Origin of the sequence: Ectopseudomonas composti, assembly GCF_001567565.1 — a bacterium.
In the GTDB taxonomy this organism is placed as follows: Bacteria; Pseudomonadota; Gammaproteobacteria; order Pseudomonadales; family Pseudomonadaceae; genus Aquipseudomonas; species Aquipseudomonas composti_A.
Window position 1 is genome coordinate 1 of record NZ_LSSW01000025.1, and the last position, 26,313, is coordinate 26,313.

27 protein-coding genes and 2 tRNA genes are annotated in these 26,313 nt (G+C 62.7%); 11 read left to right on the plus strand and 18 right to left on the minus strand.

What is annotated here, in order from left to right; translation table 11 throughout:
- Positions 1-134: 134 nt before the first annotated feature.
- The 4 genes from dctP to PCLY_RS13095 all read right to left on the minus strand — a co-directional run bounded on the left by dctP (position 135) and on the right by PCLY_RS13095 (position 4,977).
- Positions 135-1,127, minus strand: coding sequence for a C4-dicarboxylate TRAP substrate-binding protein DctP (gene dctP, locus PCLY_RS13080; protein ID WP_061240059.1), 993 nt, complete (start codon positions 1,125-1,127; stop codon positions 135-137).
- 309 nt (positions 1,128-1,436) lie between these two features.
- Entirely contained in the window at positions 1,437-2,822 is a 1,386-nt protein-coding gene (locus PCLY_RS13085; protein ID WP_061240062.1) for a sigma-54-dependent transcriptional regulator, read from the minus strand.
- Positions 2,819-4,630, minus strand: coding sequence for a sensor histidine kinase (locus PCLY_RS13090; RefSeq protein WP_061240064.1), 1,812 nt, complete (start codon positions 4,628-4,630; stop codon positions 2,819-2,821). The genes PCLY_RS13085 and PCLY_RS13090 overlap by 4 nt, the downstream gene beginning before the upstream one ends.
- A gap of 140 nt (positions 4,631-4,770) precedes the next feature.
- On the minus strand, positions 4,771-4,977 hold the full coding sequence (locus tag PCLY_RS13095) for a hypothetical protein (RefSeq protein ID WP_156458600.1): 207 nt from the start codon (positions 4,975-4,977) through the stop codon (positions 4,771-4,773).
- A gap of 57 nt (positions 4,978-5,034) precedes the next feature.
- On the opposite strand from PCLY_RS13095, the gene PCLY_RS24860 reads away from it, so the two are divergent.
- On the plus strand, positions 5,035-5,181 hold the full coding sequence (locus PCLY_RS24860) for a hypothetical protein (protein WP_156458601.1): 147 nt from the start codon (positions 5,035-5,037) through the stop codon (positions 5,179-5,181).
- Here the strand turns inward: PCLY_RS24860 and rfbD are convergent.
- The 14 genes from rfbD to PCLY_RS13165 form a co-directional block, all read right to left on the minus strand.
- Positions 5,163-6,041 carry a dTDP-4-dehydrorhamnose reductase gene (gene rfbD / locus PCLY_RS13100; RefSeq protein ID WP_061240067.1) on the minus strand — a complete coding sequence of 293 codons (879 nt, stop codon included), beginning with the start codon at positions 6,039-6,041 and terminating at the stop codon, positions 5,163-5,165. The genes PCLY_RS24860 and rfbD overlap by 19 nt on opposite strands.
- The gene (gene rfbC / locus PCLY_RS13105; protein ID WP_061240069.1) at positions 6,038-6,586 is read right to left on the minus strand and encodes a dTDP-4-dehydrorhamnose 3,5-epimerase; all 549 of its coding nucleotides are present in this window, start codon (positions 6,584-6,586) and stop codon (positions 6,038-6,040) included. Before rfbC ends, rfbD begins: the two co-directional genes overlap by 4 nt.
- Positions 6,583-7,455 carry a glucose-1-phosphate thymidylyltransferase RfbA gene (rfbA, locus tag PCLY_RS13110; RefSeq protein ID WP_061240071.1) on the minus strand — a complete coding sequence of 291 codons (873 nt, stop codon included), beginning with the start codon at positions 7,453-7,455 and terminating at the stop codon, positions 6,583-6,585. Before rfbA ends, rfbC begins: the two co-directional genes overlap by 4 nt.
- A 9-nt stretch (positions 7,456-7,464) precedes the next feature.
- On the minus strand, positions 7,465-8,526 hold the full coding sequence (rfbB, locus tag PCLY_RS13115; RefSeq protein ID WP_061240072.1) for a dTDP-glucose 4,6-dehydratase: 1,062 nt from the start codon (positions 8,524-8,526) through the stop codon (positions 7,465-7,467).
- 132 nt (positions 8,527-8,658) lie between these two features.
- A tRNA-Thr gene (locus tag PCLY_RS13120) sits at positions 8,659-8,734 on the minus strand.
- A gap of 294 nt (positions 8,735-9,028) precedes the next feature.
- Positions 9,029-10,243, minus strand: coding sequence for a methyltransferase (locus PCLY_RS13125; RefSeq protein WP_061240074.1), 1,215 nt, complete (start codon positions 10,241-10,243; stop codon positions 9,029-9,031).
- Between the two features lie 46 nt (positions 10,244-10,289).
- Positions 10,290-10,979 carry an ABC transporter permease gene (locus PCLY_RS13130; protein WP_061240244.1) on the minus strand — a complete coding sequence of 230 codons (690 nt, stop codon included), beginning with the start codon at positions 10,977-10,979 and terminating at the stop codon, positions 10,290-10,292.
- A gap of 77 nt (positions 10,980-11,056) precedes the next feature.
- Positions 11,057-11,752 (minus strand): ABC transporter permease, encoded by a 696-nt coding sequence (locus PCLY_RS13135; RefSeq protein ID WP_061240076.1) that lies wholly within the window; start codon positions 11,750-11,752, stop codon positions 11,057-11,059.
- Positions 11,753-11,806: 54 nt separating this feature from the next.
- Positions 11,807-12,559 carry an ABC transporter substrate-binding protein gene (locus PCLY_RS13140; RefSeq protein WP_061240078.1) on the minus strand — a complete coding sequence of 251 codons (753 nt, stop codon included), beginning with the start codon at positions 12,557-12,559 and terminating at the stop codon, positions 11,807-11,809.
- 15 nt (positions 12,560-12,574) lie between these two features.
- Complete coding sequence (locus PCLY_RS13145) at positions 12,575-13,348, minus strand: ABC transporter ATP-binding protein (RefSeq protein WP_037002255.1); 774 nt, start codon at positions 13,346-13,348, stop codon at positions 12,575-12,577.
- A 247-nt stretch (positions 13,349-13,595) separates the two neighbouring features.
- Positions 13,596-13,671, minus strand: a tRNA-Phe gene (locus PCLY_RS13150).
- A gap of 149 nt (positions 13,672-13,820) precedes the next feature.
- A complete protein-coding gene (locus PCLY_RS13155) occupies positions 13,821-14,093 on the minus strand; it encodes an oxidative damage protection protein (RefSeq protein ID WP_021490485.1) in 273 nt (90 codons plus the stop codon).
- Positions 14,090-15,157, minus strand: a complete 1,068-nt coding sequence (gene mutY, locus PCLY_RS13160; protein ID WP_061240080.1) for an A/G-specific adenine glycosylase — start codon at positions 15,155-15,157, stop codon at positions 14,090-14,092. The genes PCLY_RS13155 and mutY overlap by 4 nt, the downstream gene beginning before the upstream one ends.
- Positions 15,154-17,379, minus strand: a complete 2,226-nt coding sequence (locus tag PCLY_RS13165; RefSeq protein ID WP_061240083.1) for an AsmA family protein — start codon at positions 17,377-17,379, stop codon at positions 15,154-15,156. Before PCLY_RS13165 ends, mutY begins: the two co-directional genes overlap by 4 nt.
- A 379-nt stretch (positions 17,380-17,758) precedes the next feature.
- Here PCLY_RS13165 and PCLY_RS13170 point away from each other — a divergent pair, with 379 nt between their 5' ends.
- The 10 genes from PCLY_RS13170 to PCLY_RS13215 all read left to right on the plus strand — a co-directional run bounded on the left by PCLY_RS13170 (position 17,759) and on the right by PCLY_RS13215 (position 26,192).
- Positions 17,759-19,417: an OFA family MFS transporter gene (locus tag PCLY_RS13170; protein WP_061240085.1), complete on the plus strand. Its 1,659-nt coding sequence runs from the start codon at positions 17,759-17,761 to the stop codon at positions 19,415-19,417.
- 146 nt (positions 19,418-19,563) lie between these two features.
- Positions 19,564-20,157 carry an imidazoleglycerol-phosphate dehydratase HisB gene (gene hisB / locus PCLY_RS13175; protein ID WP_061240087.1) on the plus strand — a complete coding sequence of 198 codons (594 nt, stop codon included), beginning with the start codon at positions 19,564-19,566 and terminating at the stop codon, positions 20,155-20,157.
- Positions 20,158-20,796 carry an imidazole glycerol phosphate synthase subunit HisH gene (hisH, locus tag PCLY_RS13180; protein WP_061240089.1) on the plus strand — a complete coding sequence of 213 codons (639 nt, stop codon included), beginning with the start codon at positions 20,158-20,160 and terminating at the stop codon, positions 20,794-20,796. It abuts the gene before it with no gap.
- A complete protein-coding gene (locus PCLY_RS13185) occupies positions 20,796-21,050 on the plus strand; it encodes a DUF2164 domain-containing protein (RefSeq protein ID WP_061240091.1) in 255 nt (84 codons plus the stop codon). The genes hisH and PCLY_RS13185 overlap by 1 nt, the downstream gene beginning before the upstream one ends.
- 37 nt (positions 21,051-21,087) lie before the next feature.
- Positions 21,088-21,825 carry a 1-(5-phosphoribosyl)-5-[(5-phosphoribosylamino)methylideneamino]imidazole-4-carboxamide isomerase gene (gene hisA / locus PCLY_RS13190; RefSeq protein WP_061240093.1) on the plus strand — a complete coding sequence of 246 codons (738 nt, stop codon included), beginning with the start codon at positions 21,088-21,090 and terminating at the stop codon, positions 21,823-21,825.
- 96 nt (positions 21,826-21,921) lie between these two features.
- A complete protein-coding gene (gene hisF / locus PCLY_RS13195) occupies positions 21,922-22,692 on the plus strand; it encodes an imidazole glycerol phosphate synthase subunit HisF (RefSeq protein WP_061240095.1) in 771 nt (256 codons plus the stop codon).
- A gap of 209 nt (positions 22,693-22,901) precedes the next feature.
- Positions 22,902-23,636: a substrate-binding periplasmic protein gene (locus PCLY_RS13200; protein ID WP_061240097.1), complete on the plus strand. Its 735-nt coding sequence runs from the start codon at positions 22,902-22,904 to the stop codon at positions 23,634-23,636.
- An 84-nt stretch (positions 23,637-23,720) separates the two neighbouring features.
- The gene (locus tag PCLY_RS13205) at positions 23,721-24,476 is read left to right on the plus strand and encodes a substrate-binding periplasmic protein (protein WP_061240099.1); all 756 of its coding nucleotides are present in this window, start codon (positions 23,721-23,723) and stop codon (positions 24,474-24,476) included.
- 133 nt (positions 24,477-24,609) lie between these two features.
- A complete protein-coding gene (locus tag PCLY_RS13210; protein WP_061240101.1) occupies positions 24,610-25,365 on the plus strand; it encodes a substrate-binding periplasmic protein in 756 nt (251 codons plus the stop codon).
- A gap of 71 nt (positions 25,366-25,436) precedes the next feature.
- A complete protein-coding gene (locus PCLY_RS13215) occupies positions 25,437-26,192 on the plus strand; it encodes a substrate-binding periplasmic protein (RefSeq protein WP_061240103.1) in 756 nt (251 codons plus the stop codon).
- Positions 26,193-26,313 lie beyond the last annotated feature (121 nt).

The following is a 26,313-nucleotide window of genomic DNA, read 5'->3' on the forward strand; positions in this document are numbered from 1 at the left end:
TGGGATCTCCCGAATGGAAAGGGCGTAGGGTGGGACGATACCGGCCCACCGGTCACAGCATGGGACGACGCCCGTCGCGGGCGTCGTGGTGGGTCAGAGCAACGACGCTCTGCCCACCCTACGGCTCTCCGGCCTTATTGCTGGTTGGCTGCTTGTGCGGCCTTGATCAGATCAGGACCGATCTCACCTTCGAACTTCTTCCATACCGGCTGCATGGCGGTACGCCATTCGTTGCGCTGCTCCGGAGTCAGGGTCAGAATTTCGGTGGTGCCAGCGTCGATGATGCGCTGCTTGTCACCTTCGTTGAGGGCGTCAGCCTGCTTGTTCACCTCGACGGTGACCTCGGCAACGATCTTGTTCAGCTCGTCACGAACGTCAGCCGGCAGACCGTCCCAGAACTTGGTGTTGGTGATCAGCATGTAGTCCAGCAGGCCATGGTTGGACTCGGTGATGTACTTCTGTACTTCGTTCATTTTCTGGCTGTAGATGTTCGAGTACGGGTTCTCGGCACCGTTGACCACGCCAGTCTGCAGGCCTTGGTAAACCTCGGCGAAGCTCATCTTGCGCGGGTTGGCGCGCACAGCCTTGAACTGCTCTTCCAGTACGGCGGAAGCCTGTACGCGGAATTTCAGGCCACGGGCGTCCTTCGGCTCCAGCAGGGCCTTGTTGGCGGACAGCTGCTTGAGGCCGTTGTGCCAGTAGGCCAGGCCGGTGATGCCCTTGTCGGTCATGGAGGTCAGCAGTTTCTGGCCTTCCGGACCTTTCTGGAAGCGATCGACCGCTGCCATGTTATCGAACAGGAAGGGCAGGTCGAATACCTGCAGTTGCTTGGTGTAATGCTCGAACTTGGCCAGGGACGGGGCAATGATCTGCACGTCACCGAGCAGCAGTGCTTCCATTTCCTTGCCGTCACCGAACAGCGAGGAGTTCGGGTAAACCTCGACCTTGACCTTGTCGCCCAGGCGCTGTTCAGCCAGTTGCTTGAACAGCATGGCACCCTGACCTTTCGGGGTGTGCTCGGCAACCACGTGGGAGAATTTGATGACGATCGGATCGGCAGCGTGAACCACGCCAGCGATGGACAGGGACAGAGCGCAAGCCAGCGCCTTGGCAGTCAGTTTGAACATGCGGATGCTTCCTCTTGTTGTGTTTATCGCATTTGCGCCGAAGGCGCTGATGACGAACGGACAAGAGCAAGTCTAGGCGGCTTGGAGAAAAAACGCCGGGTGGCATTAGCGACGCCTGGACTTGTACTTGTGGGTTCGCTTGAGATTAGCCTAGAGCAACCCTTGTGCCAGTCTGCCAAGTGCTGCTCCTGTGTATCGCGCAAAGGCCCATGGCTGCTGGCTTTATGGGTTTTCTGGCGGGAGCCTGAGAGCGTCCCCGGCGCGCTGGTGAGCGTTCTGGAAGGGGTGGAGCTGGCGGTTTGCCGCCAGTCAGTCGAAGTCCTCTGGCGAGCTTCCGCCAGCGCCGGAGAAGTTCAGCCCGTGTTTGCGCAATTTGTCATGCAGGGTCTTGCGCGGTATGCCCAGGGCTTCAGCCAGGCTGCGCAGCGAGCCGTGTGGGCGACTCAGTTCGGCAGCGATAAGGGCGCGCTCGAAGGCTTCCACCTGTTCGCTCAGCCCGCCATTGACCGGTGGCAGGCTCGGCGCGTTGCTGTCGAGAGCCAGCTCCAGGCCGAGTGCGAAACGTTCGGCAGCGTTCTGCAGTTCGCGCACGTTGCCCGGCCAGGGGTGACGCAGCAGCAAAGCACGTTGTCCCGGCTGGAGCTCGCGGGGTGCCAGGGTGTGGCGGGCCGCCGCCGCATCGGCGAAATGCTGGAATAGCTGCAGGGCGTCCTCGCCGCGTTCGCGCAATGGCGGAATGGACAGCGGCGCGACGTTGAGGCGGTAGTAGAGGTCGGCGCGGAAACGACCGGCATCGGCCGCCTGGCGCAGGTCTTCCTTGGTCGCGGCGATGACGCGGATATCCAGCGGAATCAGCTGATTGCCACCGAGGCGTTCGACCACGCGTTCCTGCAGCAGGCGCAGCAGTTTGACCTGCACGTCCATGCTCATGCTCTCGATCTCATCGAGAAACAGAGTGCCGCCGTTGGCGAACTCGAACTTGCCGATGCGGCGCTTCTGCGCGCCGGTGAAGGCGCCGGCCTCGTGGCCGAACAGCTCGCTCTCGACCACGGACTCCGCCAGTGCCCCGGCGTTGATGGCGACGAAGGGGCCATCGCGACGATTGGACAGGTCGTGCAGGGCGCGTGCGACCACCTCCTTGCCGGCACCTGTCTCGCCCAGAATCAGGACGTCGGTGGCGATACAGGCCAGTGCGCCGATCTGCTCGCGCAGACGCTGCATGGCGGGCGACTGACCAACCAGGCGGCTGGAGAGTTGCTGGCGGTCATTGAGCGCCATGCGCAGGCTGCGGTTGTCCAGCACCAGGCGGCGCAGCTCCAGTGCACGGCGCACGCTGTCGAGCAGATCATCGTTGGCGAAAGGCTTTTCCAGGAAGTCGTAGGCGCCTGCGCGCATCGCCTGTACGGCCAGCGGCACGTCGCCGTGACCGGTGATCAGCAGCACTGGCAGCTCGGTATCGCGCTCGCGCAGTTGCTGCAGCAGTTGCAGGCCGTCGATGCCCGGCATGCGGATATCGCTGACCACCACCCCTGGCCAGCCAGCGGGAATGCGTGCGGCCAGGCCCTGTGCATCGCCCAGGCTGACGACCTTGAGCCCAGCCAGGTCGAGCGTCTGGCTGAGTGCCTGGCGCAGATGGGCGTCGTCGTCGATCAGCAGTACCTGAACGCGGCTGTCGATGGCGCTGTCGCTGGTCATGGCGAAGGATCCTCTGAGGGTTGCAGGTTGACGCCGGGGCTGGCCAGGCGCAGGCGCAGGGTGATCAGCGCGCCGCCGGCCGGATGGTTGGCCAGTTGCAGTTCGCCGTCCAGCGCACGCACCAGACTATCGCAGATGGCCAGGCCCAGCCCCAGGCCCTGGGCGCTGGTCTTGGTGGTGAAGAATGGCTCGCGCGCGCGCGCCAGCGATTCGGCAGAAAATCCGGGGCCATTGTCGCGCAGCAGCAGGATGAGGTGATCGGCCTGAAGCTCGATGCTGATCCAGATGCGTCGTGGCGGCGCCTTGTCGACCAGGGCGTCGAGGGCGTTGCCGAGCAGGTTGCCGAGCACCTGGCGCAGGCGCGTTTCGCCAGCCTGAACCCAGAGCGTGGCATCGGGCAGGTCACGAATCAGTTCCACGTCCATGGCCCGGCGGCGTTTGGCCAGCAGCGAGAGGGCGTCGTCCAGTGCCGGCTGCAGGGCAACCCGTTCCGGCGCGTGGCGGTCACGGCGGGCGAAGGCGCGCAGGTGCGCGATGATCGAGGCCATGCGCTCGGTCAACTCGCTGATCAGCTTGAGGTTGGCGCGAGCATCGTCGCTGCGCTGATGGTCGAGCAGGGTGCTGGCGTTCTCCGCATAGCTACGGATCGCTCCCAGCGGTTGGTTGAGCTCATGGCTGATGCTGGCGCTCATGGTGCCAAGTGCCGAGAGTTTGCCAGCCTGGACCAGTTCATCCTGCGCGCGTACCAGTTCCTGCTGCGCATGCTCACGCTCGAGCACTTCCTGCTTGAGGCAGCTGTTGAGCAGCTCCAGGTCCTGTGTCCGCTCGGCCACGCGCTGCTCCAGTTCGGCCTTGGCGCGGGCATCGAGGGCGATGCGTTCGAGGTAGTGGCGGCGGCGCAGTATCAGCAGGCCAAGCAGTAGCAGCAGTGCCAGCAAGGCAGCTGCGCCCACGGCCACGGCGCTGCGTACTGGGCGGTCGAGCAGGATGCGCGGAGCGAGAATACTCACTGTCCAGCCGGTTTCGTCCAGGGTACGGCTTTGCGTCAGCCAGGCGTTGGGATCGAGATCGAGTCGGGGCGGAGCCTGGGTCGGGTAGGGCTGGTTGGCGGCAATGGCCGATTGTTCGACGCGGTCCAGTGGCCGGCTGGCGTGGAAGCGCCAATCCGGGCGCGAGGTGAGGATCACCACGCCGTTGGTATCGGTGACCAGCAATTGCTCGGGAGTGTTGCCCCACAGCGTTTCGGTATGGTCGAGGTCGACCTTGACCACCAGTGCGCCGATGTTGTGTTCATTCTCGCGTACTGGATAGGCGAAGTAGTAGCCGCGTTTGCCGGACGTTGTGCCCAGGCCGAAGAAGCGGCCCAGGCGCCCCGCCAGCGCTTCACGGAAGTAGGGTCGGAAAGCGAAATTGCCGGCGACGAAGCTGTCGGGTTTGTCCCAATTGGAGGCGGCCAGGGTGATGCCCTGCGGGTTCATCAGGTAAATCACGTCGGCGCCGGTCTGGTTTTTCACGCGGGCCAGCAGGCGGTTGGCGTCATTCAGTGTGGCAGGGTCTTCTGGGGCATCCAGGGCGGCGCGCAGACCAGGAAGATCGCCGAGAATCTGCGGCAGGACCTCATAGCGGCGTAGTGTGCCGAGCAGGTTGGCAACATACAGATCGAGAGTTTGTCGGTTCTGCTCGATCAGCACCTTGCGGTAATAGCTCTCGGCCAGGAAGTGGACAGGCCATAGTAGCGGGGCAAGCAGCAGCGCCAGCAGCACAAGGCTGCGCCAGCGAAGGCGGCGGGGGTGGGGAGTGCTGGGCATGGGTTCGACTGCTGAAGGTGTTGTAAAACGGTCGATGCAGGTTACGCGACGTGGCCAATACTGTAACGTAGCGCCGCCGCCAGGTGCGCGATTTTAAGCAGGTGAACGCCATCTGTTAGCCGGCGTGAATTCCGGGTGGCTCAGGGGAGGCTGGCCTTGCTGCCAGCGGTGTTGCTGGCAGTGACGCTGCTGATCGGCCTGTCCATCTTCGCCCACTGTTTGCCCTGCGCGATCTGATCAGCAAGGTGCAGCAGCGTTCCAACCTGACGCTGCGGGGCGATGTCAACGGACGGGATGAGGCAGCTGACACCGCGCGAGCCTTCGACACCCTGCTCGAACATCAGCAAAGCCTGATCCGCCATCTGACTGATACCGCGACCCAGCTCGCCACTTCGGCGGAGGAGATGAGCGCGATCAGCCAGAATATCAGCGGCCTCAACGACAGTATCAGCGAGGTGGTCAGCGGTGCCGAGCAGAGTTCGCTGGCCAGTCGCGACCTCGCTCAGCTTGCCAGCGGTCTACAGCAGCAGATTCAGCGCTTCACCGCCTGAGGCGTCTCGTCCAGGCACTGCTGCAGCGCGTCTTGCCAGTCCGGCAGGCGAATCTGCCACTCCTCCTCCAGGCGCGCACCATCCAGGCGGGAATTGAGTGGGCGTTGCGCCGGTGTCGGGTACTCGCTGCTTGGGATCGGGCGTAGCCGGGCGCAAGGTTTGCCGGCGGCGCGCAGGTGCTCCGCGATGGCGCTGGCGAAGCCGAACCAACTGGTCTCGCCCTGGCAGGTCAGATGGTAGGTGCCCCAGCGGTGGCGCCCTTGCTGCCACTTGTCGATCAACTCGGCGGTGGCGTTGGCGATGCTGCCGGCCCAGGTCGGGGCGCCGATCTGGTCGTCAACCACGCTGAGCTCCTCGCGCTCCTGCAGCAGACGCTGCATGGTCAGCAGAAAGTTGCGCCCGTGCTGCGAGTAGACCCAGCTGGTACGCAGGATCAGGTGATCGCAGCCACTGATGCGTAGCGCCTGCTCTCCGGCCACCTTGCTGGCACCGTAGACGCCCAGTGGGCATGGCGTATCGGCTTCGCGATAGGGCGTCGGCTTGCTGCCATCGAAGATGTAATCGGTGGAGTAGTGAATCAGCGGAATGTCCAGCTCGAAGCAGGCGTCGGCCATGGCACCCGGCGCCTCGGCGTTGATGGCGAAGGCCAGTTCGCGCTCCTGTTCGGCCTGGTCGACTGCGGTGTAGGCCGCGGCGTTGATCACCAGCGCCGGACGCTCACGGAGGATGACCTCGCTCAGGCTCTGCGGACGCGCCAGGTCAAACTGTTCACGCCCCAGGCTGAGCAGTTCGTGTTCGCCCAGTGCCCGCTGCAGCTCACGGGCGACCTGGCCGGTGTGACCTGTAATCAGAATCTTCATGCAAAGGTCTCGGCTTCGTTCAGGTTCAGGCCCTGTTGATCCTTGGCCGACAGCTGAGGTTCCAGGCCGTCCAGTGGCCAGTCGATTGCCAGCTTTGCGTCATCCCAGCGGATACACCGTTCGTGCGCTGGCGCGTAGTAGTCAGTGGTCTTGTAGAGGAATTCGGCGTGTTCGCTGAGCACCAGGAAACCATGCGCGAAACCTTCGGGCACCCACAGCTGACGCTTGTTTTCGGCCGACAGATGGACGCCGACCCATTTGCCGAAGTTCGCTGAGCTGCGGCGCACGTCGACGGCCACGTCGTAAACTTCGCCAGCACTGACCCGGACCAGCTTGCCCTGAGCCTGCTGCAGTTGGTAATGCAGGCCGCGCAGTACGCCGCGCGCGGAGCGCGAGTGGTTGTCCTGCACGAACTCGCGGGATACCCCGGTGGCTTCGGCAAAGCGCCGTGCATTGAAGCTCTCGTAGAAGAAGCCGCGCTCGTCACCGAATATCTGTGGCTCGAGAATCAGTACTTCCGGCAGTGCCGTTGCGATGACTTTCACAGCGATTCCTCCGCCAGCTTGAACAGGTACTGGCCATAGCCGGTCTTGCCCAGCGCCTTGGCGCAGGCGAGCAGTTGCTCACGGTCGATCCAGCCTTGCTGGTACGCGATCTCCTCGAGGCAGGCGACCTTCAGGCCCTGGCGCTTTTCCACCGTCTGCACGTAATGCGAGGCATCCAGCAGACTGTCGTGGGTGCCGGTATCGAGCCAGGCGAAGCCGCGGCCGAAGCGCTCGACGCGCAGATCGCCGCGTGCCAGGTAGGCATTGTTCACGTCGGTAATTTCCAACTCGCCGCGCGGCGAGGGTTTGACCGCCTTGGCGATCTGTACCACGTCGTTGTCGTAGAAATACAGGCCAGTCACGGCAAAGCTGGACTTGGGTTTGGCCGGCTTTTCCTCGATCGACAGCGCGTTGCCTGCGGCATCGAATTCGACCACGCCAAAACGCTCGGGATCGCTGACCCAGTAGCCGAAGACCGTGGCGCCGCTGTCGTGGCTGGCAGCGCGCAGCAGTTTCTCGGTGAAGTGCTGACCATGGAAAATGTTGTCGCCGAGGATCAGGCACACCGAGTCATTGCCAATGAACGACTCACCGATCAGGAAGGCCTGTGCCAGACCGTCGGGCGAGGGTTGCTCGGCATACTGCAGTTCGATGCCGAACTGGCTGCCGTCACCGAGCATCTTGCGAAAGTTGGGCAGGTCTTCGGGGGTGGAGATGATCAGAATCTCGCGAATGCCGGCCAGCATCAGCACCGACAGCGGATAGTAGATCATCGGCTTGTCATAGATTGGCAGCAGCTGCTTGGACACGCCGAGAGTGATGGGGTGCAGGCGAGTGCCGGAGCCGCCCGCGAGGATGATGCCTTTCATTGAAACTCCTTATAGCGCGCCGAGTCGCTGGCCTTGATAGCTGCCATCATGCACGCGGCCGCACCAGTCGAGGTTGTCCAGATACCACTGCACGGTCTTGCGCAGCCCGCTTTCGAAGGTTTCCTGCGGCACCCAGCCCAGTTCGCGCTCGATCTTGCTGGCGTCGATGGCATAGCGCAGGTCATGACCCGGACGGTCCTGCACGTAGGTGATCAGCTCCTCGTAGCGGGTGATCCCGGCCGGCTTCTGCGGCGCTAGCTCTTCCAGCAGGGCGCAGATGGCTTTCACCACGTCGAGGTTCTTCTGCTCGTTGTGCCCACCAATGTTGTAGGTCTCGCCCACCTTGCCTGCGCTGACCACCTTGAGCAGCGCGCGCGCGTGGTCTTCCACGTACAGCCAGTCGCGTACCTGCTGGCCGTTGCCATATACCGGCAGCGGCTTGCCCGCGAGGGCGTTGAGGATCATCAGTGGGATCAGCTTCTCGGGGAAATGGTACGGCCCATAGTTGTTCGAGCAGTTGGTGATCAGCACCGGCAGACCATAGGTGCGTTGCCAGGCGCGTACCAGATGATCGGACGCCGCCTTGCTCGCTGAGTACGGTGAGCTTGGGGCGTAGGGGGTGGTTTCGCTGAACAGGTCATCGACACCGTGCAGGTCGCCGTACACCTCGTCGGTGGAAATGTGGTGGAAGCGAAAGGCTGCCTTGCGCTCTGCATCCAGACCCAGCCAATAGGCGCGGGTGCTTTCCAGAAGGCTGTAGGTGCCGACGATATTGGTCTGGATGAAGGCGGCCGGGCCGTCGATGGAGCGATCGACATGAGACTCGGCGGCCAGGTGCATGATGGCGTCGGGCTGGAACTCGGCCAGGGCCGTGGTTACGCGCTCGCTGTCGGCGATGTCGGCGTGGAGGAAACGGTAGCGCGGACTGTCGGCGACCGGCGTGAGCGACTCCAGGTTGCCGGCATAGGTCAGCTTGTCGAGGTTGAGTACCTCGTGCTCGGTGTTCTGAAGCAGATGACGAATCAGAGCCGAACCGATGAAGCCGGCGCCGCCGGTGATAAGGATGCGCATCTGTTCATAACCTCGCAATGTAACCTTTCGCCATACCCACGATCCGAGTGCGGTAAGTGCAATGAACAAGCGACGGATATGGACAGTGCAAAAACAAAAAGGCCTGCATGAAAGCAGGCCTTAGATATTAGATGGTGCCGGCACCAGGAGTCGAACCCGGGACCTACTGATTACAAGTCAGTTGCTCTACCAGCTGAGCTATACCGGCACTGAAGGGCCGCCATTATATCCATTCGTCGGCCTGAGTAAAGCCACCTTCGAGCCAGGTTTTTTCAGGCTCGGCTATCAGTGGCTTCTGGCTTATGCACAAAGAGAAGGCATAAGCGACAGCCACGCACCGACGCTGTGCGATTCATCACTATTTTTTGCAAGTTGTTGTTTTTTCAGGTGCTTAGGTGGTTGTTCGAAAAATAGCCAGATGTCTACAGGGCAATTCCCGGCTGGCTTTGGCGCATTTGCCCAGAAAGGATCAACAGAGTTATCCACAGCTTCTGTGTGCAACTCAGGCGCGTTCCGCCAGCAGCAACAGGTTGCGTGGGCTCAGTTGGTAATCGCAGAAGGTGCCCAGTTTCACGTCGTAACCCTTTTCCTGCAGATACAGGGCGCGGTCCAGCAGCAGCCAGAGTTCCAGCGGCCGGCGGAACAGGTTGCGCAGCAACTCCAGGTTTCGCACTTCGGCCAGGCGCTGCCAGCCGCGAGCTTCAAGCTCCGGCCAGTTCTGCTCTCCGGGCGATGGTACGGCGCGTAGCGCGGCGAGGTCATGGCAGAAACTGGCGAAGGGTTTGCTAAACCAGTCGCTGGGCAGCGGTGGCGTTGGCAGGTATTCATCGATGCCGCGCAGCTGGCGTTGCAGCAGATCAAACGCCAGGCGCCAGGCCATCGACTGGTTGCGTTGTCTGCGCACGCGAGCGCCAGCCGTGACAGTCTCGCTCAGTGGGAGGCCGAGGTCGTCGCGTGACAGCCGCAAGGCGGAGGTTTGTGCGGCAGCCGATAGCGGTTGGTACTGCAGGCCGGCGATGCGGTTGTAGCAGCAGGGGGCGACTGCCAGCTGGGTACAGCCTTTCTGGCTGGCCAGTTGCAGCAGTCGTACATGCAGATCACCGCAGGCGTGCAGGGCGACGGGAGTGTGCTCTTGCTGCAGGCGCTCGCAGCAATCATCGGCCAGTACATCCTGTTGCAGATGCTGGGCATTCAGCCCCATGCGTTCGCTCAATGCGCGGCCTGACTCGATCAGCGCCGGGTCGTACTCCAAGCAGGTCAGCTGCTGATCGTCACTGGTCAGCCAGCGGCCCAGGTGGCCTTTGCCGGAACACCAGTCGAGCCAATGCACGGGGCGTTGGCGAAACTCCAGATGACCGGCAAATGCCTGGATCTGTGCCAGCTTCCTGCCAGGCACGTCGACACTCAGAGCGTGCTCGCGCACCGGGCTGTTGATGCCTGGCAGTTGCTGCACATGGCTGAGCGCCTGTGCGGCCTGTGCCAGTTCGGGGAAGGGCGCCGGTGCCGCGAGGGCGCAGAGGTTGCTGTCGCCGCTCTCGGCTTCTTCCAGCGAGCGGCTTCTGAGCCAGGCGCAGAGTTCGGGCAGTTCGCTCGCCCATGGCAGTTGCAGATGGTGGAACGGCCGTGGGCGCCAGAGCGCCTGATGACGCAGGAGAAAGCCATCCAGTGCCTGGAAGCGAGCGAGCAGGTCGCCTGAGGTGAGGATGGGCGTGGACATGGTTTATATGACTGGCAGAGCGGGCCGCCGAGACGGCCCGATTGTCTTAACGGCCCTGGCAGGCGTCGACACGCAGCCAGCGTTCGAGCAGGCGGAAAGCGCGAACCAGAACGAAGGCGATGACCAGATAGAACAGGCCAGCCGCGAAGAAAATCTCCACCGGCAAGTAGGTGCGCGCGATGATCGTACGCGCCATGCCGGTCAGCTCCAGCAGTGTCACGGTACTGGCCAGGGCGCTGGCCTTGAGCATCAGGATCACTTCGTTGCTGTAGGCCGGCAGGCCGATGCGTGCGGCACGCGGCAGGATGATATAGAACATCGCCTGCGCGCGGGACATGCCCAGCGCTCGTGCAGCTTCCACTTCACCGGGGGGCACGGCCTGGATGGCGCCACGCAGGATCTCCGCGATATAGGCGGCGGTGTGCAGGGTCATGGTGATGATCGCGCACCAGTACGGGTCGCGCAGATAGGGCCAGAGCGGGCCCTGGCGTACCGCGTCGAATTGCGCCAGGCCGTAGTAGATCAGGAACAGCTGAACCAGCAGCGGCGTGCCACGGAAGAAGAAGATGTAGCCATAGGGTATGGCGCGCACGTACCAGTGCTTGGAGGCGCGAGCGATGCCCATGGGCAGGGCGAGGATCAGGCCGGCGACGACGGCGACGGCGACCAGTTCGAGGGTCAGCAGCGCACCTTCGGACAAGCGCGGCAGCCACTTGATGATGATCGTCCAGTTCAGGCTGGAAAGGCTCGACCAAAGTCCGTAAGCGACGAGAAGGCCTGCTGCGAGCCAGGCGACGATAGCGGCGTTCTTTCTCATGAGGCGCTCCGGACGAAGCCGCGGCTAGCGCGCTTCTCGAGGAAATGCAGGCCGATCATGGCGAGAACGGTCAGGCCCAGGTAAATGAAGGCCGCAACCATATAGAAAGTGAAGGGCTCCTTGCTAGCGGTTACCGCGATCTGCGAGCGGCGCATGATCTCCTCCAGGCCGATCACCGACACCAGCGCGGTGTCCTTCATCAGAATCATGAACAGGTTGCCCAGGCCGGGCAGGGCGATGCGCCACATCTGCGGCAGAATCAGCTTCCAGAGAATACGGCCCTTGGACATGCCGAGGGCCTGGCCGGCTTCGCGGTGTCCCTTGGGAATGGCCAGGATGGCGCCACGGAACACCTCGGTGGCGTAGGCGCCGAAACACAGGCCGAGGGCGATGGTGCCCGCGGCGAAGGCGGAGAGTTCGAGGCTCTCGATGCCGAGCAGGTCGGCCAGGCTGCGCATCAGGCCGACCGTGCCGAAATAGATCAACAGCACCCAGAGCAGTTCGGGTATGCCGCGCACGATCGTGGAGTAGCTGCCGCCGAGCCACTGCAGTGGCTTGTACGACGAGGTCTTGGCCAGCGCACCGAGTAGACCGAGCAGCAGACCCACAGACAGCGCGCAAAGCGCCAGTTTGATGGTCATCAGCGTGCCGGCGGCCAGGGCGGGGCCGAATCCGTGGAGTTCGAAAATCATCGGAGGGCTCGGGCAACTGCGCCGCCGCGTGGGCGGCGCAATGCCGTCAGGTCATCAATAGATGCTGAACGGGAAGTACTTGTCGTTGATCTGCTTGTAGGTGCCGTCTTCGATGATGGCTTGCAGAGCGGTGTTCAGCTTCTCGCGCAGCGGGTCGCCCTTGCGCACGGCAATGCCGATCTTGTCGTTGTCGAATACCGGGTCGCCCTTGAACTCGAAGTCCTTGCCGGCGTCGCTCTTGAGCCATTCCCAGTTGACGAAGGTGTCGGCCAGTACGCCGTCGAGGCGGCCGGAGGCCAGGTCGAGGTAGGCGTTTTCCTGGGTGTCATACAGCTTGATGTCGACCACCTTGCCCAGGTTGTCTTCCAGCCAGGTGCCGGCGATGGTGGCGCGCTGGGCGCCGATCACCTTGCCCTTGAGGCTGGCTTCGTCGGTCTTGAAGTCGGCCGACTTGGGCGCGATGAACTGCAGCTTGTTGGTGTAGTACGGCTCGGTGAAGTCGACCGCGGCCTGACGCTCTTCGGTGATCGACATCGACGCGATCAGGAAGTCGAACTTCTTGGCGTTCAGGGCCGGGATGATGCCGTCCCAGTCGGAGGTGACCACTTCGCACTCGGCTTGCATCTTGGCGCACAGCGCCTGGCCGATTTCCACGTCGAAGCCGGTGACCTTGCCGCTGGCGTCGATCAGGTTGAAGGGTGGGTAGGCGCCTTCGGTGCCGAGTTTCAGTTTGTCAGCGGCGACAGCGCTGGTGCCAAAAGTCAGGGTAGCGGCCGCGGCCAGCAGGATCTTCTTATAGTTCTGCATGAATGTTGCTCCGTGTTAGCGATTGCTGGACATGAATTGTTTACAGCGTGCCGAATTCGGGTTGTCGAACACCTGGGCGGGTGGCCCCTGTTCCTCGACCAGCCCCTGGTGGAGGAAAACCACCTCGCTGGATACCTGGCGAGCGAAACTCATTTCATGGGTCACCAGCAACATGGTGCGACCCTCGTCGGCAAGTGCGCGAATCACATTAAGCACTTCTTGTACCATCTCCGGGTCGAGAGCCGAAGTTGGCTCATCGAACAGGATCACCTTCGGCTGCATGGCCAGAGTGCGGGCGATAGCCGCACGTTGCTGCTGGCCGCCGGATAGCTGGTTGGGATAAACGTGACGTTTGTCGGCGATGCCGACCTTGGCCAGCAGCGCTTCGGCCACCTCGATGGCCTCGGCCTTGCTCTGGCCGAGTACGCGACGCGGCGCCTCGATGATGTTGTCGAGCACGCTCATGTGCGGCCACAGGTTGAAATTCTGGAAGACGAAGCCGATCTCGCTGCGTAGGCGGTTGATCTGCCTGTTGTCGGCGGCAATCAGTTCGCCGTTCTTCGCTGCCTTGAGCTTGAGCTCCTCGCCAGCGACGAAAATCTGACCCTTGTGTGGGTTTTCCAGCAGATTGATGCAGCGCAGGAAGGTGGACTTGCCGGAGCCGGAGGAGCCGAGAATAGAGATGACGTCGCCGTCTTTGGCCGTCAGGGAAATACCCTTGAGCACTTCGAGATCGCCGTAGCGTTTGTGCAGGTTGCGGATTTCCAGCGCGGGCGTCGCCTCGGCCATGGGGTGGTGTCCTCTTCTTCTTCGAATGCACTCCGGCGTACGGCGGGCCGTCCTGGCTGGCGGCCAAGCTAGCATAGCGTTTCCGTGACCGCCAAGCCGTTTGCCGGGCGATAGAGGGTGGCTGGGTAGTGGGTGTCGCCTGGTTGCAGTTGCTTGTCGCGCAGGCGAAACAATGGCACGAGAAAAACGCTGGAGGCAGAAAGCAAAAAGCCCCAGCACATGGCTGAGGCTCTTTGTCGTATATCAGTGGTGCCCAGGGACGGAATCGAACCGCCGACACGGGGATTTTCAATCCCCTGCTCTACCAACTGAGCTACCTGGGCCAACGGGGCGCTATTAGACGGATTTGAAGGGTCAGTGTCAAGCGTGAGTTTGAAAAATATTTAATTATTTCGGGCGCTTAGGTTCGTGAGCAGGAAAAGCGGGGAGGGTGGGCCGGGTGTCGCGGCCGTGGCCCCTCCCACAGGCATGCTTATTCGCTTGGCGGTACGTAGCCTTCGGCCTGGGCGTATTCCTCGCCGGAGAGGAATTTGTCCATCTCGGCCTGGAGGAACTTGCGATCTTCGGCGTTCATCATGTTCAGGCGACGCTCGTTGATCAGCATGGTCTGGTGCTTCTGCCACTCGTCCCAGGCCTGCTTGGATACGTTGGTGAAGATGTCTTCACCCTTGGGGCCGGGGTAGGGCGCGCGATCCAGGCCGGGCAGTTCCTGTTTGTATTTGCGGCACTGTACGGTGCGGGTCATGTCGGTTCTCCAGCGGTAATGGCTTGCGCCGCGCGTTTTAGCAGCTTCTTCACCGGGGCGGCGAGGCCCAGGCGCAGCGGGGTGGCGAGGTTATACCAGAGCCAGTCGGCCTCGGCCACGCGCCCCGGCTGCTCGGTAGCTTCGATCAGCCAGGGTTCGATGGCCAACTGAAAGTGGCTGAAGGTATGGCTCAGGCCTTCCAGCTCGCGGCGTTCGCCGAGGCTCAGTCGTTGCTGCCGGGCGAGGTCGTCGAGCTGGGCGAGATCGTCCAGCTCCGGCAGGCTCCACAGCCCGCCCCACAGGCCAGTGGCCGGGCGGCGATAGAGGAGGATGTCGCCGGAATCGTTGACCAGAATCGGCATCAGGGTGCGTTTCTGCGGCAGCGTCTTGCGTGGTTTGGGGATCGGGTAGCGAATCTCCAGACCGAGCAGATGGGCCTGGCAACCGCTGCGCACCGGGCACAGCAGGCAGGTCGGCTTGCTGCGGGTGCAGAGGGTGGCTCCAAGATCCATCATCGCCTGGGTGTAGTGGTTGACTCGCTCGTGCGGGGTCAGGCGCTCGGCCACGTCCCACAGTTGCCTGGCCACCTTGGGCTCGCCGGGGTAGCCCTCCTGCGCCACGTAGCGCGCCAGCACCCGTTTGACGTTGCCATCGAGGATCGGCGCACGCACGCCCATGCTCAGGCTGGCGATGGCGCCGGCAGTGGAGCGGCCGATGCCGGGCAGCTCCGCGAGAGCTTCGACGCTGCGGGGAAATTCGCCGCCGTGCTCGCGCATGATGATCTGCGCGGTCTTCTGCAGGTTGCGGGCGCGGGTGTAGTAGCCCAGGCCCGTCCACAGGTGCAGCACTTCGTCTTCCGGCGCTTCGGCCAGGTCCTTCACGGTCGGTAGCGCGGCCATGAAGCGGTCGAAGTAGCCGAGCACGGTGCTGACCTGAGTCTGCTGCAGCATGATTTCCGAAACCCAGACGCGGTACGGGGTGATGTTCTGCTGCCAGGGCAGATCCTTGCGTCCGTGCTGGTCGTACCAGGCCAGCACGGCGCCGTTGAACTGCTCCGGGCTCATCGGTTGAACAGGCCCTTGAGTGCGTCTTTCAGTTCCGGGCTGACCTTGTCGCCGAGCTTTTCTTCCAGCTTCTCGGTCAGCTTGTTGCCGGCCAGGCGCGCGGCGATCTTGCCCAGGCCGTCCTGATCCAGGCGGCAGGCCTTGGCGCCGAGCTCCAGCGGGCCGCGGCAGCGCAGCGGCCACTCGATGCCGACATAGCGCTCGTTGACCTGGCAGGCCGGGTCGGGCATTTCACGCTTGTCGCCCTCTATGGTGATGCCGACCTTGTAGTCGAGGCCGAGCACGCGCAGGTCGAGGTCACCGTTGCCGCTGACCGCCAGGCCTGGAACCTGAGCCTTGAGGTCAGGGTTGTGCGCCACGCCATCGCGCACGCTGAGGCTGCCCGTGAGTTCGCGGAAGGGCGTGTCCTTGCCGGTTGGCGGGTTGCTCAGGGACTTGCGGTTGAGGGTGGCGATGCCACGGCACAGTTGCTGTTCGAGGTTGGCATCGACCAGAACACCATCGTTGAGCACGAAGCTGGCGTTGCCGTTGAGCGCTTCGATCCACTCCTTCTGGCTGTTGCCGCGAGTGTTGAACTTGGCATCGAGGTCGAGCAGGCCCTTGATCGGCGAGGGCTGGTCGTCCTTCTTCAGCAGCGGCTCAAGCGGTATGCGGCTCAGGTGCTTCTCGACACTGAGCATCGGTTCGGCCTGGCGCACGTCGATGCGCCCGCTGCCGACGAAGCTGCCGCCCTGCATCTTGCCGCGCGCTTCTTCCAGGGTGATCAGGCCACCGCGGCCGTTGGCCTTGAGGGTGACATCGGTGAGCGGGTGCTTGTCGTAGCTGAGCTGGCCGAGGCTGAGCGCCAGTTGCAGGTCGAGTTTGCGCAGCTGATCCACCGGCAGCACTTTCTCGTTGCTCCAGGCCTGCTGGGTCGGTGCATTGGGCAGCGCGGTAGTGCCGTCCTTGCCGGCGTCAGCGATGCTTTCCTTGACCTCGGCCTTGCGCGCGGCTGCGGCACTGTTCTTGGCTTGCGGCGGCAGGTAGCGATCGAGGTCGAGCTTGTCGCCCTTGAGGTCGGCGCGCAGCGCCTGCTTGGTGAAGTCGGCCACGCCGATGTTGCCGGTGAAGGTGCTGCCGTCGAGCTTGAGGTTGAGCTCTTCGAACATCATGCCCTTGCTCGAGCCGTTCAGACGGCTGACCAGTTCGAACTGGCTAAGGGCATCGCCTGCCTGCATGGCGGGCAATTCGACGCCGATACCTTCGAGGAACTCGCGCAGATTGAGCGAGGCGATGGACAGCCCGCCGGAGATCTTGGCGTCCTGGTCCAGCTCGCGCGCCTTGATCTCGCCGAGGGCGCGCAACTGGTTGGCAGAGAGCTTGAGGCCGTTCCACTCGGCGATATTGGCGGCCTGGTCGAGCAGCAACTGGCCCTGGGCGGAGAAATTCAGGGTCTTGCCCTTGAGCGGCTCGCCGGACGCTTCGCCGGTCAGCTTCAGGTCTTCGAACTGGTAGCGCTTGAGGGCGCGGTCGAAACGCAGTTGGCCTTCCACTTCGCTGCGCGCCCGCAGCAGCGGCTGGTTGGTGCCGAAGAAGGCGCTGAACTTGACCGGGATGCTGGCGCCTTCACGAATCGCGCCGGTTTTCAGTTCGATGTTCTCGACGGTGAATTGCTGGCCTTTCTGCGCGTCGCTGTAGTCGACGCGCGAGTTGCTCAGGGTCAGGCTGTCGATGTCCAGTTTCAGCGGCTGGCCGGCCGGTTTTTCGCTCGGCTGGCTCGTCGGCGTGTCAGCGCTGGGTGCCGGCTCGCTGGGCGCTGGTTGCTCTGTGCTGGCCTGGGCCGGGCGGCCGACGCCTTCCCAGTTGCCATGACCCTTGTCGTCGCGCTGCAGATTGAGGTTGAGGCCATCGACGCGGATGTCGCTCATCTGCACTTCCTTGCGCAGCAGCGGCATCACGCGCACTGACAGGCCAATCATGCGCAGGTCGGCGAAGGGTTTGTCCGGGGTATCGGCGCTGGCCAGGGTGGCGTCGGTCAGCTCCAGGCCCAGCCAGGGGAACAGGCTCCAGCCAATATCGCCCTTGAGTTGCAGGTCGAGGTTGGCCTTGTCGTGGGCGATCTGGCGGATCTCGTCCTTGTAGTCGTTGGGGTCGAACAGGTGAGTCAGGGCGAACAGCAGCGCCACTACGATCAGCAGCAAGCCGAGAAAGAAAAGGCCCAGGATCTTGCCTAACGCTTTCATGGACGGGTCCTTGGTTTCGAGAGCAGGAATGGCGAGGTGCAGAAGACTGCCGATTATAGCGTCATGCCGCCCGGCTCAGACGCTTGATGATGGCAATGAGCAGGGATCGGCTCGAGCTTGGATCGGAATCACTGCGGGCGGTTCCCCTTGGCGGTGGCGCGTAATGAGCCTGCGGGTGGATCGAAGCCGTCTATCACGCCGCGGAGATGGGCTTGGGGATTTCTGCGGGAGCGGCAAAAAAATCTGCATGAATTGATAATAATTGACATCGCGCGCGGCGATTTTTCGCGGCTGGGTGCTACTCTCTGCAAGCTTTTGCCTGGGCGAGCTGAAGCGGTCGCTTTGGCTTGCTCATAACCAATAAGAAGAGACCACACCTATGACTGACGCCTTTGCATTGGGCGGTGTCGCGGCGAAGCCGGCATTCCTGTCCAAGGAACGCATCATCGCCCGTCCCGGCTTCAACCGTTGGCTGGTTCCGCCAGCCGCTCTCGCTATTCACCTGTGTATCGGTATGGCCTATGGCTTCTCGGTATTCTGGCTGCCCCTGTCCAAGGCGGTCGGTATCACTGCCGCCACGGCCTGCGCCCCGGAAATGGGCTTCTTCGAGCAGGTCTTCGCCAGTAACTGCGACTGGCAGATTTCCATGCTCGGCTGGATCTACACCCTGTTCTTCGTCTTCCTCGGCTGCTCGGCCGCCATCTGGGGCGGTTGGCTGGAGCATGCCGGCCCGCGCAAGGCCGGTGTCGTTTCGGCGCTGTGCTGGTGCGGCGGTCTGATGATTTCCGCGCTGGGTATCTATACCCACCAGATCTGGTTGCTGTGGCTGGGCTCGGGGGTGATCGGCGGTATTGGTCTGGGCCTGGGCTACATCTCGCCAGTCTCGACCCTGATCAAGTGGTTCCCGGACAAGCGCGGCATGGCTACCGGCATGGCGATCATGGGCTTTGGCGGTGGCGCGATGGTCGGTGCGCCGCTGGCGGCGATGCTGATGAACCACTTCGCAACCTCGGAAAGCGTCGGCGTGTGGCAGAGCTTCGCTGTCATGGCGGTGATCTACTTCATCTTCATGATGGGCGGTGCTCTGGCTTACCGCGTACCGCCGACCGGCTGGAAACCGGCCGGCTGGACTGCGCCGGCGGCCAAGTCCAACAACGCGATGATCACCAAGGGCCACGTGCACGTTGATACCGCGCTGAAGACTCCGCAATTCTGGCTGGTCTGGGCCGTACTGTGCCTGAACGTGTCGGCTGGCATCGGCATCATCGGCATGGCATCGCCGCTGCTGCAGGAGGTCTTCGCCGGCAAGCTGATCGGGGTCGACCTGGCGTTCAACCAGCTCAGCGGCGCGCAACTGGCCGAGATCGCCGCCATCGCTGCCGGCTTTACCGGTCTGCTCAGCCTGTTCAATATCGGTGGCCGCTTCTTCTGGGCGTCCTGCTCGGACTTCATCGGTCGCAAGGGCACCTACTTCGTGTTCTTCGGTCTGGGCCTGGCGCTCTATGCCTCGGTGCCGATGCTGGGTCACCTGGGCAGCCTGGCGCTGTTCGTGCTGGCGTTCTGCATCATCCTGTCGATGTATGGCGGCGGCTTCGCCACCGTGCCGGCCTACCTGGCCGACCTGTTCGGCACGCAGATGGTCGGTGCGATCCACGGTCGCCTGCTGACCGCCTGGGCGGTCGCTGGCGTGCTCGGTCCGGTGCTGGTCAACTACCTGCGTGAGTATCAGCTGAGCATCGGTGTGGAGAAGGCCGCAGCCTACGACATCACCCTGTACATCCTTGCCGGCCTGCTGGTGCTGGGCTTCATCTGCAACGCCCTGGTGCGTCCGGTGGCGGCCAAGTACTTCATGAGCGAGGCCGAACTGGCTGCCGAGCGCGCCCATGGCGAGAAGTCGGCACCGGCTGCGAGCGAGCTGGAGTGGTCGGCTGACCCGTCGAGCAAGCCGCTGGTGATCGCTGCCTGGCTGGTGGTGGGCGTTCCGCTGGCCTGGGGTGTATGGATCACCCTGCAGAAGACTGTCGTACTGTTCCAGTAACGCCGAGCTGTTGCAAAAGCCCGCGCAGGCCTGGTGCCTGCGCGGGCTTTTTCGTTTCTGGCCGTTCGGCCATCGCCGGTAGCCGTTGCCGCCCCGGCACGCCTATAATGCTGGCCTTTTTCCGTTAGTAATTCGTGGAGCTGGTGATGGCCGAACGTACGGCATTCGTCGAGCGCAACACCCTGGAGACCCAGATCAAGGTCTCGATCAACCTGGATGGTACCGGCAAGGCGCGCTTCGATATCGGTGTGCCCTTTCTCGAGCACATGCTCGACCAGATCGCCCGTCATGGTCTGATCGACCTCGATATCGAGTGCAAGGGCGATCTGCATATCGACGACCACCACACCGTCGAGGATGTCGGTATCACCCTCGGCCAGGCCTTCACCAAGGCCATCGGTGACAAGAAGGGCATGACCCGTTACGGCCATTCCTATGTGCCGCTGGACGAGGCGCTGTCGCGCGTGGTGATCGATTTCTCCGGTCGTCCGGGCCTGCAGATGCACGTGCCTTTCACCCGTGCGGTGGTGGGCAACTTCGATGTCGACCTGTTCCAGGAGTTCTTCCAGGGCTTCGTCAATCACGCGCTGGTGTCGCTGCATATCGACAACCTGCGTGGGCACAACACCCACCACCAGATCGAAACCGTGTTCAAGGCTTTCGGCCGCGCGCTGCGCATGGCAGTGGAGCTGGACCCGCGCATGGCCGGGCAGATGCCTTCGACCAAGGGCTGCCTGTAAATGCAGACGGTAGCCGTAATCGACTATGGCATGGGCAACCTGCACTCGGTGGCCAAGGCGCTGGAGCACGTCGGCGCTGGCCGTGTGCTGGTGACTTCCGACGCCAAGGTGATCCGCGAGGCTGATCGCGTGGTGTTCCCCGGCGTCGGCGCGATCCGCGACTGCATGGCCGAGATCAAGCGTCTGGGCTTCGATGAGCTGGTGCGAGAGGTCAGCGTCGACCGTCCGTTCCTCGGTATCTGCGTCGGTATGCAGGCCCTGCTCGAGCGCAGCGAAGAGAATGACGGTGTCGATTGCATCGGCCTGTTCCCCGGCCAGGTGCGCTTCTTTGGCAAGGATCTGAGCGAAGAGGGCGAGCGCCTCAAAGTGCCGCACATGGGCTGGAACCAGGTCAGCCAGGCGGTCAAGCACCCGCTCTGGCACGACATTCCGGACGAGGCGCGCTTCTACTTCGTGCACAGCTACTACGTCGAGGCCGGCAAGCCGCAGCAGGTGGTCGGTCGTGGCCGCTACGGCAAGGACTTCGCCGCCGCGCTGGCCGAGGGCTCGCGCTTCGCCGTGCAGTTCCACCCGGAGAAGAGCCATACCCACGGTCTGCAGCTGCTGCAGAACTTCGCCGCCTGGGATGGTCGCTGGTAATGGCTCGCGCCAAGGTTCCCAGTCTCGCGCTCGAACCTGCCCAGGAGCAGGCCGCGCTGTTGATGTTGCAGCGCTTTCTCGATGAGCGTTTCGAGCTGCAGCTGGGGACCTTCGAAGTTCAGGAGGTGCTCGATCTGATCACCCGCGAGCTGGCTCCGCACTATTACAACAAGGCGATTCTCGACGTGCAGGCGCACCTGAAAGACAGGTTCGAAAGCATCGAGAGTGACCTCTGGGCGCTCGAAAAGAACTGAGCGCCTCACCGAATTCAAACTTGAGCAGGTTCAACCGATGCTGATTATCCCCGCTATCGATCTGAAGGACGGCGCCTGCGTGCGCCTGCGCCAGGGCCGCATGGAAGACTCCACGGTGTTCTCCGATGACCCGGTGAGCATGGCCGCCAAGTGGGTCGAGGGCGGTTGCCGTCGCCTGCACCTGGTCGACCTCAACGGCGCCTTCGAAGGGCAGCCGGTCAATGGCGAGGTGGTCACCGCCATCGCCAAGCGTTACCCGAATCTGCCAATCCAGATCGGCGGCGGTATCCGTACCCTGGAGACCATCGAGCACTACGTGCGCGCTGGCGTCAGCTACGTGATCATCGGCACCAAGGCAGTGAAGCAGCCCGAGTTCGTCGCCGAGGCCTGCAAGGCCTTCCCGGGCAAGGTGATCGTCGGCCTGGATGCCAAGGACGGTTTCGTCGCCACCGACGGCTGGGCGGAAGTCTCCAGCGTGCAGGCTACCGATCTGGCCAAGCGCTTCGAGGCCGATGGTGTGTCCGCCATCGTTTATACCGATATCGCCAAAGACGGCATGATGCAGGGCTGCAACGTCGAAGCGACCGCAGCGCTGGCTGCCGCTAGTCGCATTCCGGTGATCGCTTCCGGCGGCATCCACAACCTTGGCGACATCGAGAAGCTGCTGCTGGCGCGTTCGCCCGGCATCATCGGTGCCATCACCGGCCGTGCCATTTACGAAGGCACCCTGGACGTGGCCGAAGCGCAGAGCTTCTGCGACAGCTTCAAAGGTTAAGTCAGCCGTAGGGTGGGAAGCCGTCATTGGCTTTCCACCGAACAATGGTGGGCAAAAAGAGCGTTGCCCACCCTACAGAACTGCGAGAGCACCGATATGGCACTGGCCAAACGTATCATCCCTTGCCTCGACGTCGACAATGGCCGCGTGGTCAAGGGCGTCAAGTTCGAGAACATCCGCGATGCCGGTGACCCGGTGGAGATCGCCCGCCGTTACGATGAGCAAGGTGCCGACGAGATCACCTTCCTCGACATCACCGCCAGCGTCGACGGTCGTGACACCACCCTGCACACGGTCGAGCGCATGGCCAGCCAGGTGTTCATTCCGCTCACCGTCGGTGGTGGCGTGCGTACCGTGCAGGACATCCGCAACCTGCTCAATGCCGGTGCCGACAAGGTGTCGATCAACACTGCGGCAGTGTTCAACCCCGAGTTCGTCGGCGAAGCTGCCGCGCGTTTCGGCTCGCAGTGCATCGTCGTCGCCATCGACGCCAAGCGCGTATCGGCGCCGGGCGAGCCGGGGCGCTGGGAAATCTTCACCCATGGCGGGCGCAAGCCGACCGGCCTGGATGCCGTCGAGTGGGCGCGCAAGATGGAAGGCCTGGGCGCCGGCGAGATCCTGCTCACCAGCATGGACCAGGACGGAGTGAAGAGCGGCTACGACCTGGGCGTGACCCGCGCCATCAGCGAGGCCGTGCGCGTGCCGGTGATCGCCTCCGGTGGCGTCGGCAACCTGCAGCACCTGGCCGACGGCATCCTCGAAGGCAAGGCCGATGCGGTGCTGGCCGCGAGCATCTTCCACTTTGGCGAATACAGCGTGCCGGAAGCCAAGGCCTATCTGGCCAGCCGCGGCATCGTCGTCCGCTGATGACTGCCTCGCTCGGGCCGCGCAAGCGGCTCTGAGCGACCCGCTCTGCTCCCCGAAGCGCCCGTGCCACGCTGCCTTGGCCAAAGCTGCGGGCGAGTCGACGGCAAAGTGCCGGCAATCTCGCTAGCATTCTCCGCATATCCCTGAATCCCTCGTCCCCGCGATCGCGGAGGGCATCTTTTGCCGAGCATTTTCGACACGGAGTCTTCATGTTCCTTATTCGTTTCGTGACCATCCTGGCCCTGTCCTGTGGCCTCAGTCTTGCGCGTGCGGAGTCGCTGGTGCTGCTTACGGAGAACCTGCCGCCATTCAACATGTCGGTCACTGGCAACAACTTTGCGCGCGACGACAATGTCACCGGCATCAGTGCTGACATCCTGCGCGCCGTCTGCGAGCGAGCCGGTGTCGAGTGCCAGCTGATCCTGCGCTTCCCCTGGCAGCGTGTTTACCAGCAGACCCTGGATGATGCCGGTTATGGCCTGTTCTCCACGGCGCGCACGGCCGAGCGCGAAAAACTGTTCAAGTGGGTCGGCCCGATCGCCAGCAACGACTGGGTGTTGTTCGCCAAGGGCGACAGCGCTATCCAGCTGGGCTCGCTGGAGGATGCGCGGCGGTACCGCATTGGCGGCTACAAGGACGATGCCAAGACCCAGTTCCTGTTGGACAAGGGTATCGAGGTGCAGACAGCGCTGCGCGATGCCGAGAACGTGCGCAAGCTCGAGCGTGGGCAGATCGATCTGTGGGTCACTTCGGATCAGGCTGGGCGCTTCGTTGCACGTCAGGAGGGGGTGGATAGCCTCAAGGTGGTGCAGCACCTGTACAAGGCCGACCTGTACCTGGCGCTCAACCGGCAAACCCCTGATGAGCTGGTGCAGAAGTTGCAACGTACATTGGACTCGTTGCGGGCCGAGGGTGCGTTGAAGAGCATCGAGGCGCGCTACTGAGGCACACTGCCAGTAATCGCTGGGCTGAGGAGGGTATGGCGGTTATTCTGATGAGGTCTGCCTTTTATTAAAAAGAGAAACGCCATGTTCAAACGCATGCTGATCGCGCTGGGCGGCACCCTTGTGGTGCTGGCCGGTGCCGCGCGCGCCGAAGTGGATCCGAACTACAACGTGGTCCTGCTCACCGAAAATTTTCCGCCATACAACATGGCGAGCAACGGCAAGAACTTCGCCCAGGAAGACAACATCGACGGCGTCGCTGTGGATATCGTCAAGGAAATGTTCAAGCGCGCCGAGGTCCAGTACAACCTGACCTTGCGCTTCCCCTGGGATCGCATCTACAAGCTGGCTCTGGAAAAACCAGGCTATGGGGTATTCGTCACCGCGCGTCTGCCGGAGCGTGAGCAACTGTTCAAATGGGTGGGCCCGATCGGCCCTGATGACTGGGTGATGCTGGCCAAGGGTGACAGCTCGATCAACCTGAGCAGCCTGGATGAGGCCAAGTCCTATCGCATCGGCGCTTACAAGGGCGATGCGATCTCCGAGTACCTGACCGACAAGAGCGTGGATCACAGCACGTCGCTGCGCGACCAGGAAAATGCGCGCAAGCTTGTCGCCGGACAAATCGATCTTTGGGCCACGGGCGATCCGGCCGGCCGTTACCTGGCCAAGCAGGAGGGCATCTCCGGCCTGAAGACCGTCTTGCGTTTCGACAGTGCCGAGCTGTACCTGGCACTGAACAGGGGAACACCCGACGAGATCGTCGCCAAGTTGCAGGGCGCGCTGGATCGGATGCGCGCCGAAGGCTTCGTCGAGAAGACTCTTAACAGCTATCTGTAAGCACCGAATACGCGACCGACTACGAGTCGGTCGCTGGCCATGGACGGCAAGCCACTGAGCGCCAATGACCGGCCTCGGGTCCATGCAAGGATGTCGCTAGCCGAAACCTAAAGCCATGCGAGCGGTACGTCTTATGCTGAAAACTCTGAAGAAAAGCTTGTTCGTCGCCCTGTTTCTCGCCTCCGGTTTCGCCCACGCGGAGCTGCCACGGGATTACAAGGTGGTACTGCTGACCGAGAATTTCCCGCCCTTCAACATGGCGGTGGACGACAAGAACTTCGCCCGTGGCGATAGCATCGACGGTATCAGCGCCGACATCGTGCGTGAGATGTTCAAGCGTGCCGGCATCGATTACACCCTGACCCTGCGTTTCCCCTGGGATCGTGTCTACAAGATGACCCTGGACACGCCCAATGTGGGTTTGTTTTCCACCACCTTTAACGAGGAGCGCAAGCCGCTGTTCAAGTGGGTTGGCCCGCTGGCCAAGACCAGCCGGGTGTTGCTCGCGGCGCCTGATAGCCAGATCAAGGTGTCGAGCCTGCAGGATGCAGCCCAATACCGTATAGGTGCCTACAAGAATGCCGCGGTCAGTCTCTATCTGGCTGGCCAGGGGGTGACCACGTATGATTCGCTGCGTGATCAGGAAAATGCCAAGAAGCTGATGCGTGGGCAGATCGACCTATGGGCCACCACCGATCCGGTGGGGCGCTATCTGGCCAAGCAGGAAGACGTCACCGGCCTGCAGACGGTATTGCACTTCAACGAGTCGGAGTTGTTCCTGGCGCTCAATCGCAACACCCCTGATGAGGTGGTGCAGCGTTTGCAAACTGCTCTGGAGCAGATGCGTGCCGAAGGCGTGCTGGACGATATACAGAGAAACTACATGTGATTGTCGGTGCGGAAGCAGCTGCCCTGTGCGGTGGCTGATCCCGTCGATATGAAGTCTGGGGAGTCGCTCTTATGCTGAAGAAACTGAGTCAACGTCTGCTTTTGGCACTGTGCCTAGGTGCTGGTATCGCTCATGCGGAACTGCCGCGCGATTACAAGGTAATCCTGCTGACCGAGAATTTCCCGCCGTTCAACATGGCGATCGATGACAAGAATTTTGCCCGAGATGACTCGATCGACGGCATCAGTGCTGACATCGTGCGCGAAATGTTCAAGCGTGCCGGCATCGATTACACCCTGACTCTGCGCTTCCCCTGGGATCGTCTCTATCGCTTGACCCTGGACAAGCCCAACTACGGCCTGTTCTCCACCACCTATACCGAGGAGCGCAAACCGCTGTTCAAGTGGGTGGGGCCGTTGGCCAAGACCGGCTGGGTGCTGCTCGCTGCGCCGGGTAACGATATCAAGGTGTCGAGCCTCAAGGACGCTGCCAAGTACCGCGTCGGCGCCTACAAGAACGATGCGGTCAGCCAGCATCTGGAAAGCCAGGGATTGGAGCCACTCAACGCCCTGCGTGACCAGGAGAACGTGAAGAAGCTGGTGCGCGGGCAGATCGACCTGTGGGCCACCACCGACCCGGTCGGCCGCTACCTGGCCAAGCAGGAAGACGTCAGCGGCCTCAACACCGTGCTGCGCTTCAATGACGCCGAGCTGTACCTGGCGCTGAACAAGGACACTCCGGACGAAGTGGTCGAGCGTCTGCAGAAGGCACTGGACCAGATGCGTGCCGACGGCTTCATCGACGACATTACCGAGAACTACCTGTAATCATCTGCGGTTGCGAAAACCGCAGCGTGGGCCGGGCGCAGCAGCCGTGACGCTGGTGCCAGCCCCGGTGCGCTTCACCTCGGCGTCCCGCGACACGCTACGGAAGACAAGAAAAAGCCCG

Excerpts from the sequence above, each read along its gene's own strand:
- dctP (WP_061240059.1), bottom strand. The coding sequence starts at position 1,127 with ATGTTCAAACTGACTGCCAAGGCGCTGGCTTGCGCTCTGTCCCTGTCC.
- PCLY_RS13085 (WP_061240062.1), bottom strand. The coding sequence starts at position 2,822 with ATGACCAGCGACAGCGCCATCGACAGCCGCGTTCAGGTACTGCTGATC.
- PCLY_RS13090 (WP_061240064.1), bottom strand. The coding sequence starts at position 4,630 with ATGCCCAGCACTCCCCACCCCCGCCGCCTTCGCTGGCGCAGCCTTGTG.
- PCLY_RS24860 (WP_156458601.1), top strand. The coding sequence starts at position 5,035 with ATGAGCGCGATCAGCCAGAATATCAGCGGCCTCAACGACAGTATCAGC.
- rfbD (WP_061240067.1), bottom strand. The coding sequence starts at position 6,041 with ATGAAGATTCTGATTACAGGTCACACCGGCCAGGTCGCCCGTGAGCTG.
- rfbA (WP_061240071.1), bottom strand. The coding sequence starts at position 7,455 with ATGAAAGGCATCATCCTCGCGGGCGGCTCCGGCACTCGCCTGCACCCC.
- rfbB (WP_061240072.1), bottom strand. The coding sequence starts at position 8,526 with ATGCGCATCCTTATCACCGGCGGCGCCGGCTTCATCGGTTCGGCTCTG.
- PCLY_RS13125 (WP_061240074.1), bottom strand. The coding sequence starts at position 10,243 with ATGTCCACGCCCATCCTCACCTCAGGCGACCTGCTCGCTCGCTTCCAG.
- PCLY_RS13135 (WP_061240076.1), bottom strand. The coding sequence starts at position 11,752 with ATGATTTTCGAACTCCACGGATTCGGCCCCGCCCTGGCCGCCGGCACG.
- PCLY_RS13140 (WP_061240078.1), bottom strand. The coding sequence starts at position 12,559 with ATGCAGAACTATAAGAAGATCCTGCTGGCCGCGGCCGCTACCCTGACT.
- PCLY_RS13145 (WP_037002255.1), bottom strand. The coding sequence starts at position 13,348 with ATGGCCGAGGCGACGCCCGCGCTGGAAATCCGCAACCTGCACAAACGC.
- PCLY_RS13155 (WP_021490485.1), bottom strand. The coding sequence starts at position 14,093 with ATGACCCGCACCGTACAGTGCCGCAAATACAAACAGGAACTGCCCGGC.
- mutY (WP_061240080.1), bottom strand. The coding sequence starts at position 15,157 with ATGAGCCCGGAGCAGTTCAACGGCGCCGTGCTGGCCTGGTACGACCAG.
- PCLY_RS13165 (WP_061240083.1), bottom strand. The coding sequence starts at position 17,379 with ATGAAAGCGTTAGGCAAGATCCTGGGCCTTTTCTTTCTCGGCTTGCTG.
- PCLY_RS13170 (WP_061240085.1), top strand. The coding sequence starts at position 17,759 with ATGACTGACGCCTTTGCATTGGGCGGTGTCGCGGCGAAGCCGGCATTC.
- hisB (WP_061240087.1), top strand. The coding sequence starts at position 19,564 with ATGGCCGAACGTACGGCATTCGTCGAGCGCAACACCCTGGAGACCCAG.
- hisH (WP_061240089.1), top strand. The coding sequence starts at position 20,158 with ATGCAGACGGTAGCCGTAATCGACTATGGCATGGGCAACCTGCACTCG.
- PCLY_RS13185 (WP_061240091.1), top strand. The coding sequence starts at position 20,796 with ATGGCTCGCGCCAAGGTTCCCAGTCTCGCGCTCGAACCTGCCCAGGAG.
- hisA (WP_061240093.1), top strand. The coding sequence starts at position 21,088 with ATGCTGATTATCCCCGCTATCGATCTGAAGGACGGCGCCTGCGTGCGC.
- hisF (WP_061240095.1), top strand. The coding sequence starts at position 21,922 with ATGGCACTGGCCAAACGTATCATCCCTTGCCTCGACGTCGACAATGGC.
- PCLY_RS13200 (WP_061240097.1), top strand. The coding sequence starts at position 22,902 with ATGTTCCTTATTCGTTTCGTGACCATCCTGGCCCTGTCCTGTGGCCTC.
- PCLY_RS13205 (WP_061240099.1), top strand. The coding sequence starts at position 23,721 with ATGTTCAAACGCATGCTGATCGCGCTGGGCGGCACCCTTGTGGTGCTG.
- PCLY_RS13210 (WP_061240101.1), top strand. The coding sequence starts at position 24,610 with ATGCTGAAAACTCTGAAGAAAAGCTTGTTCGTCGCCCTGTTTCTCGCC.
- PCLY_RS13215 (WP_061240103.1), top strand. The coding sequence starts at position 25,437 with ATGCTGAAGAAACTGAGTCAACGTCTGCTTTTGGCACTGTGCCTAGGT.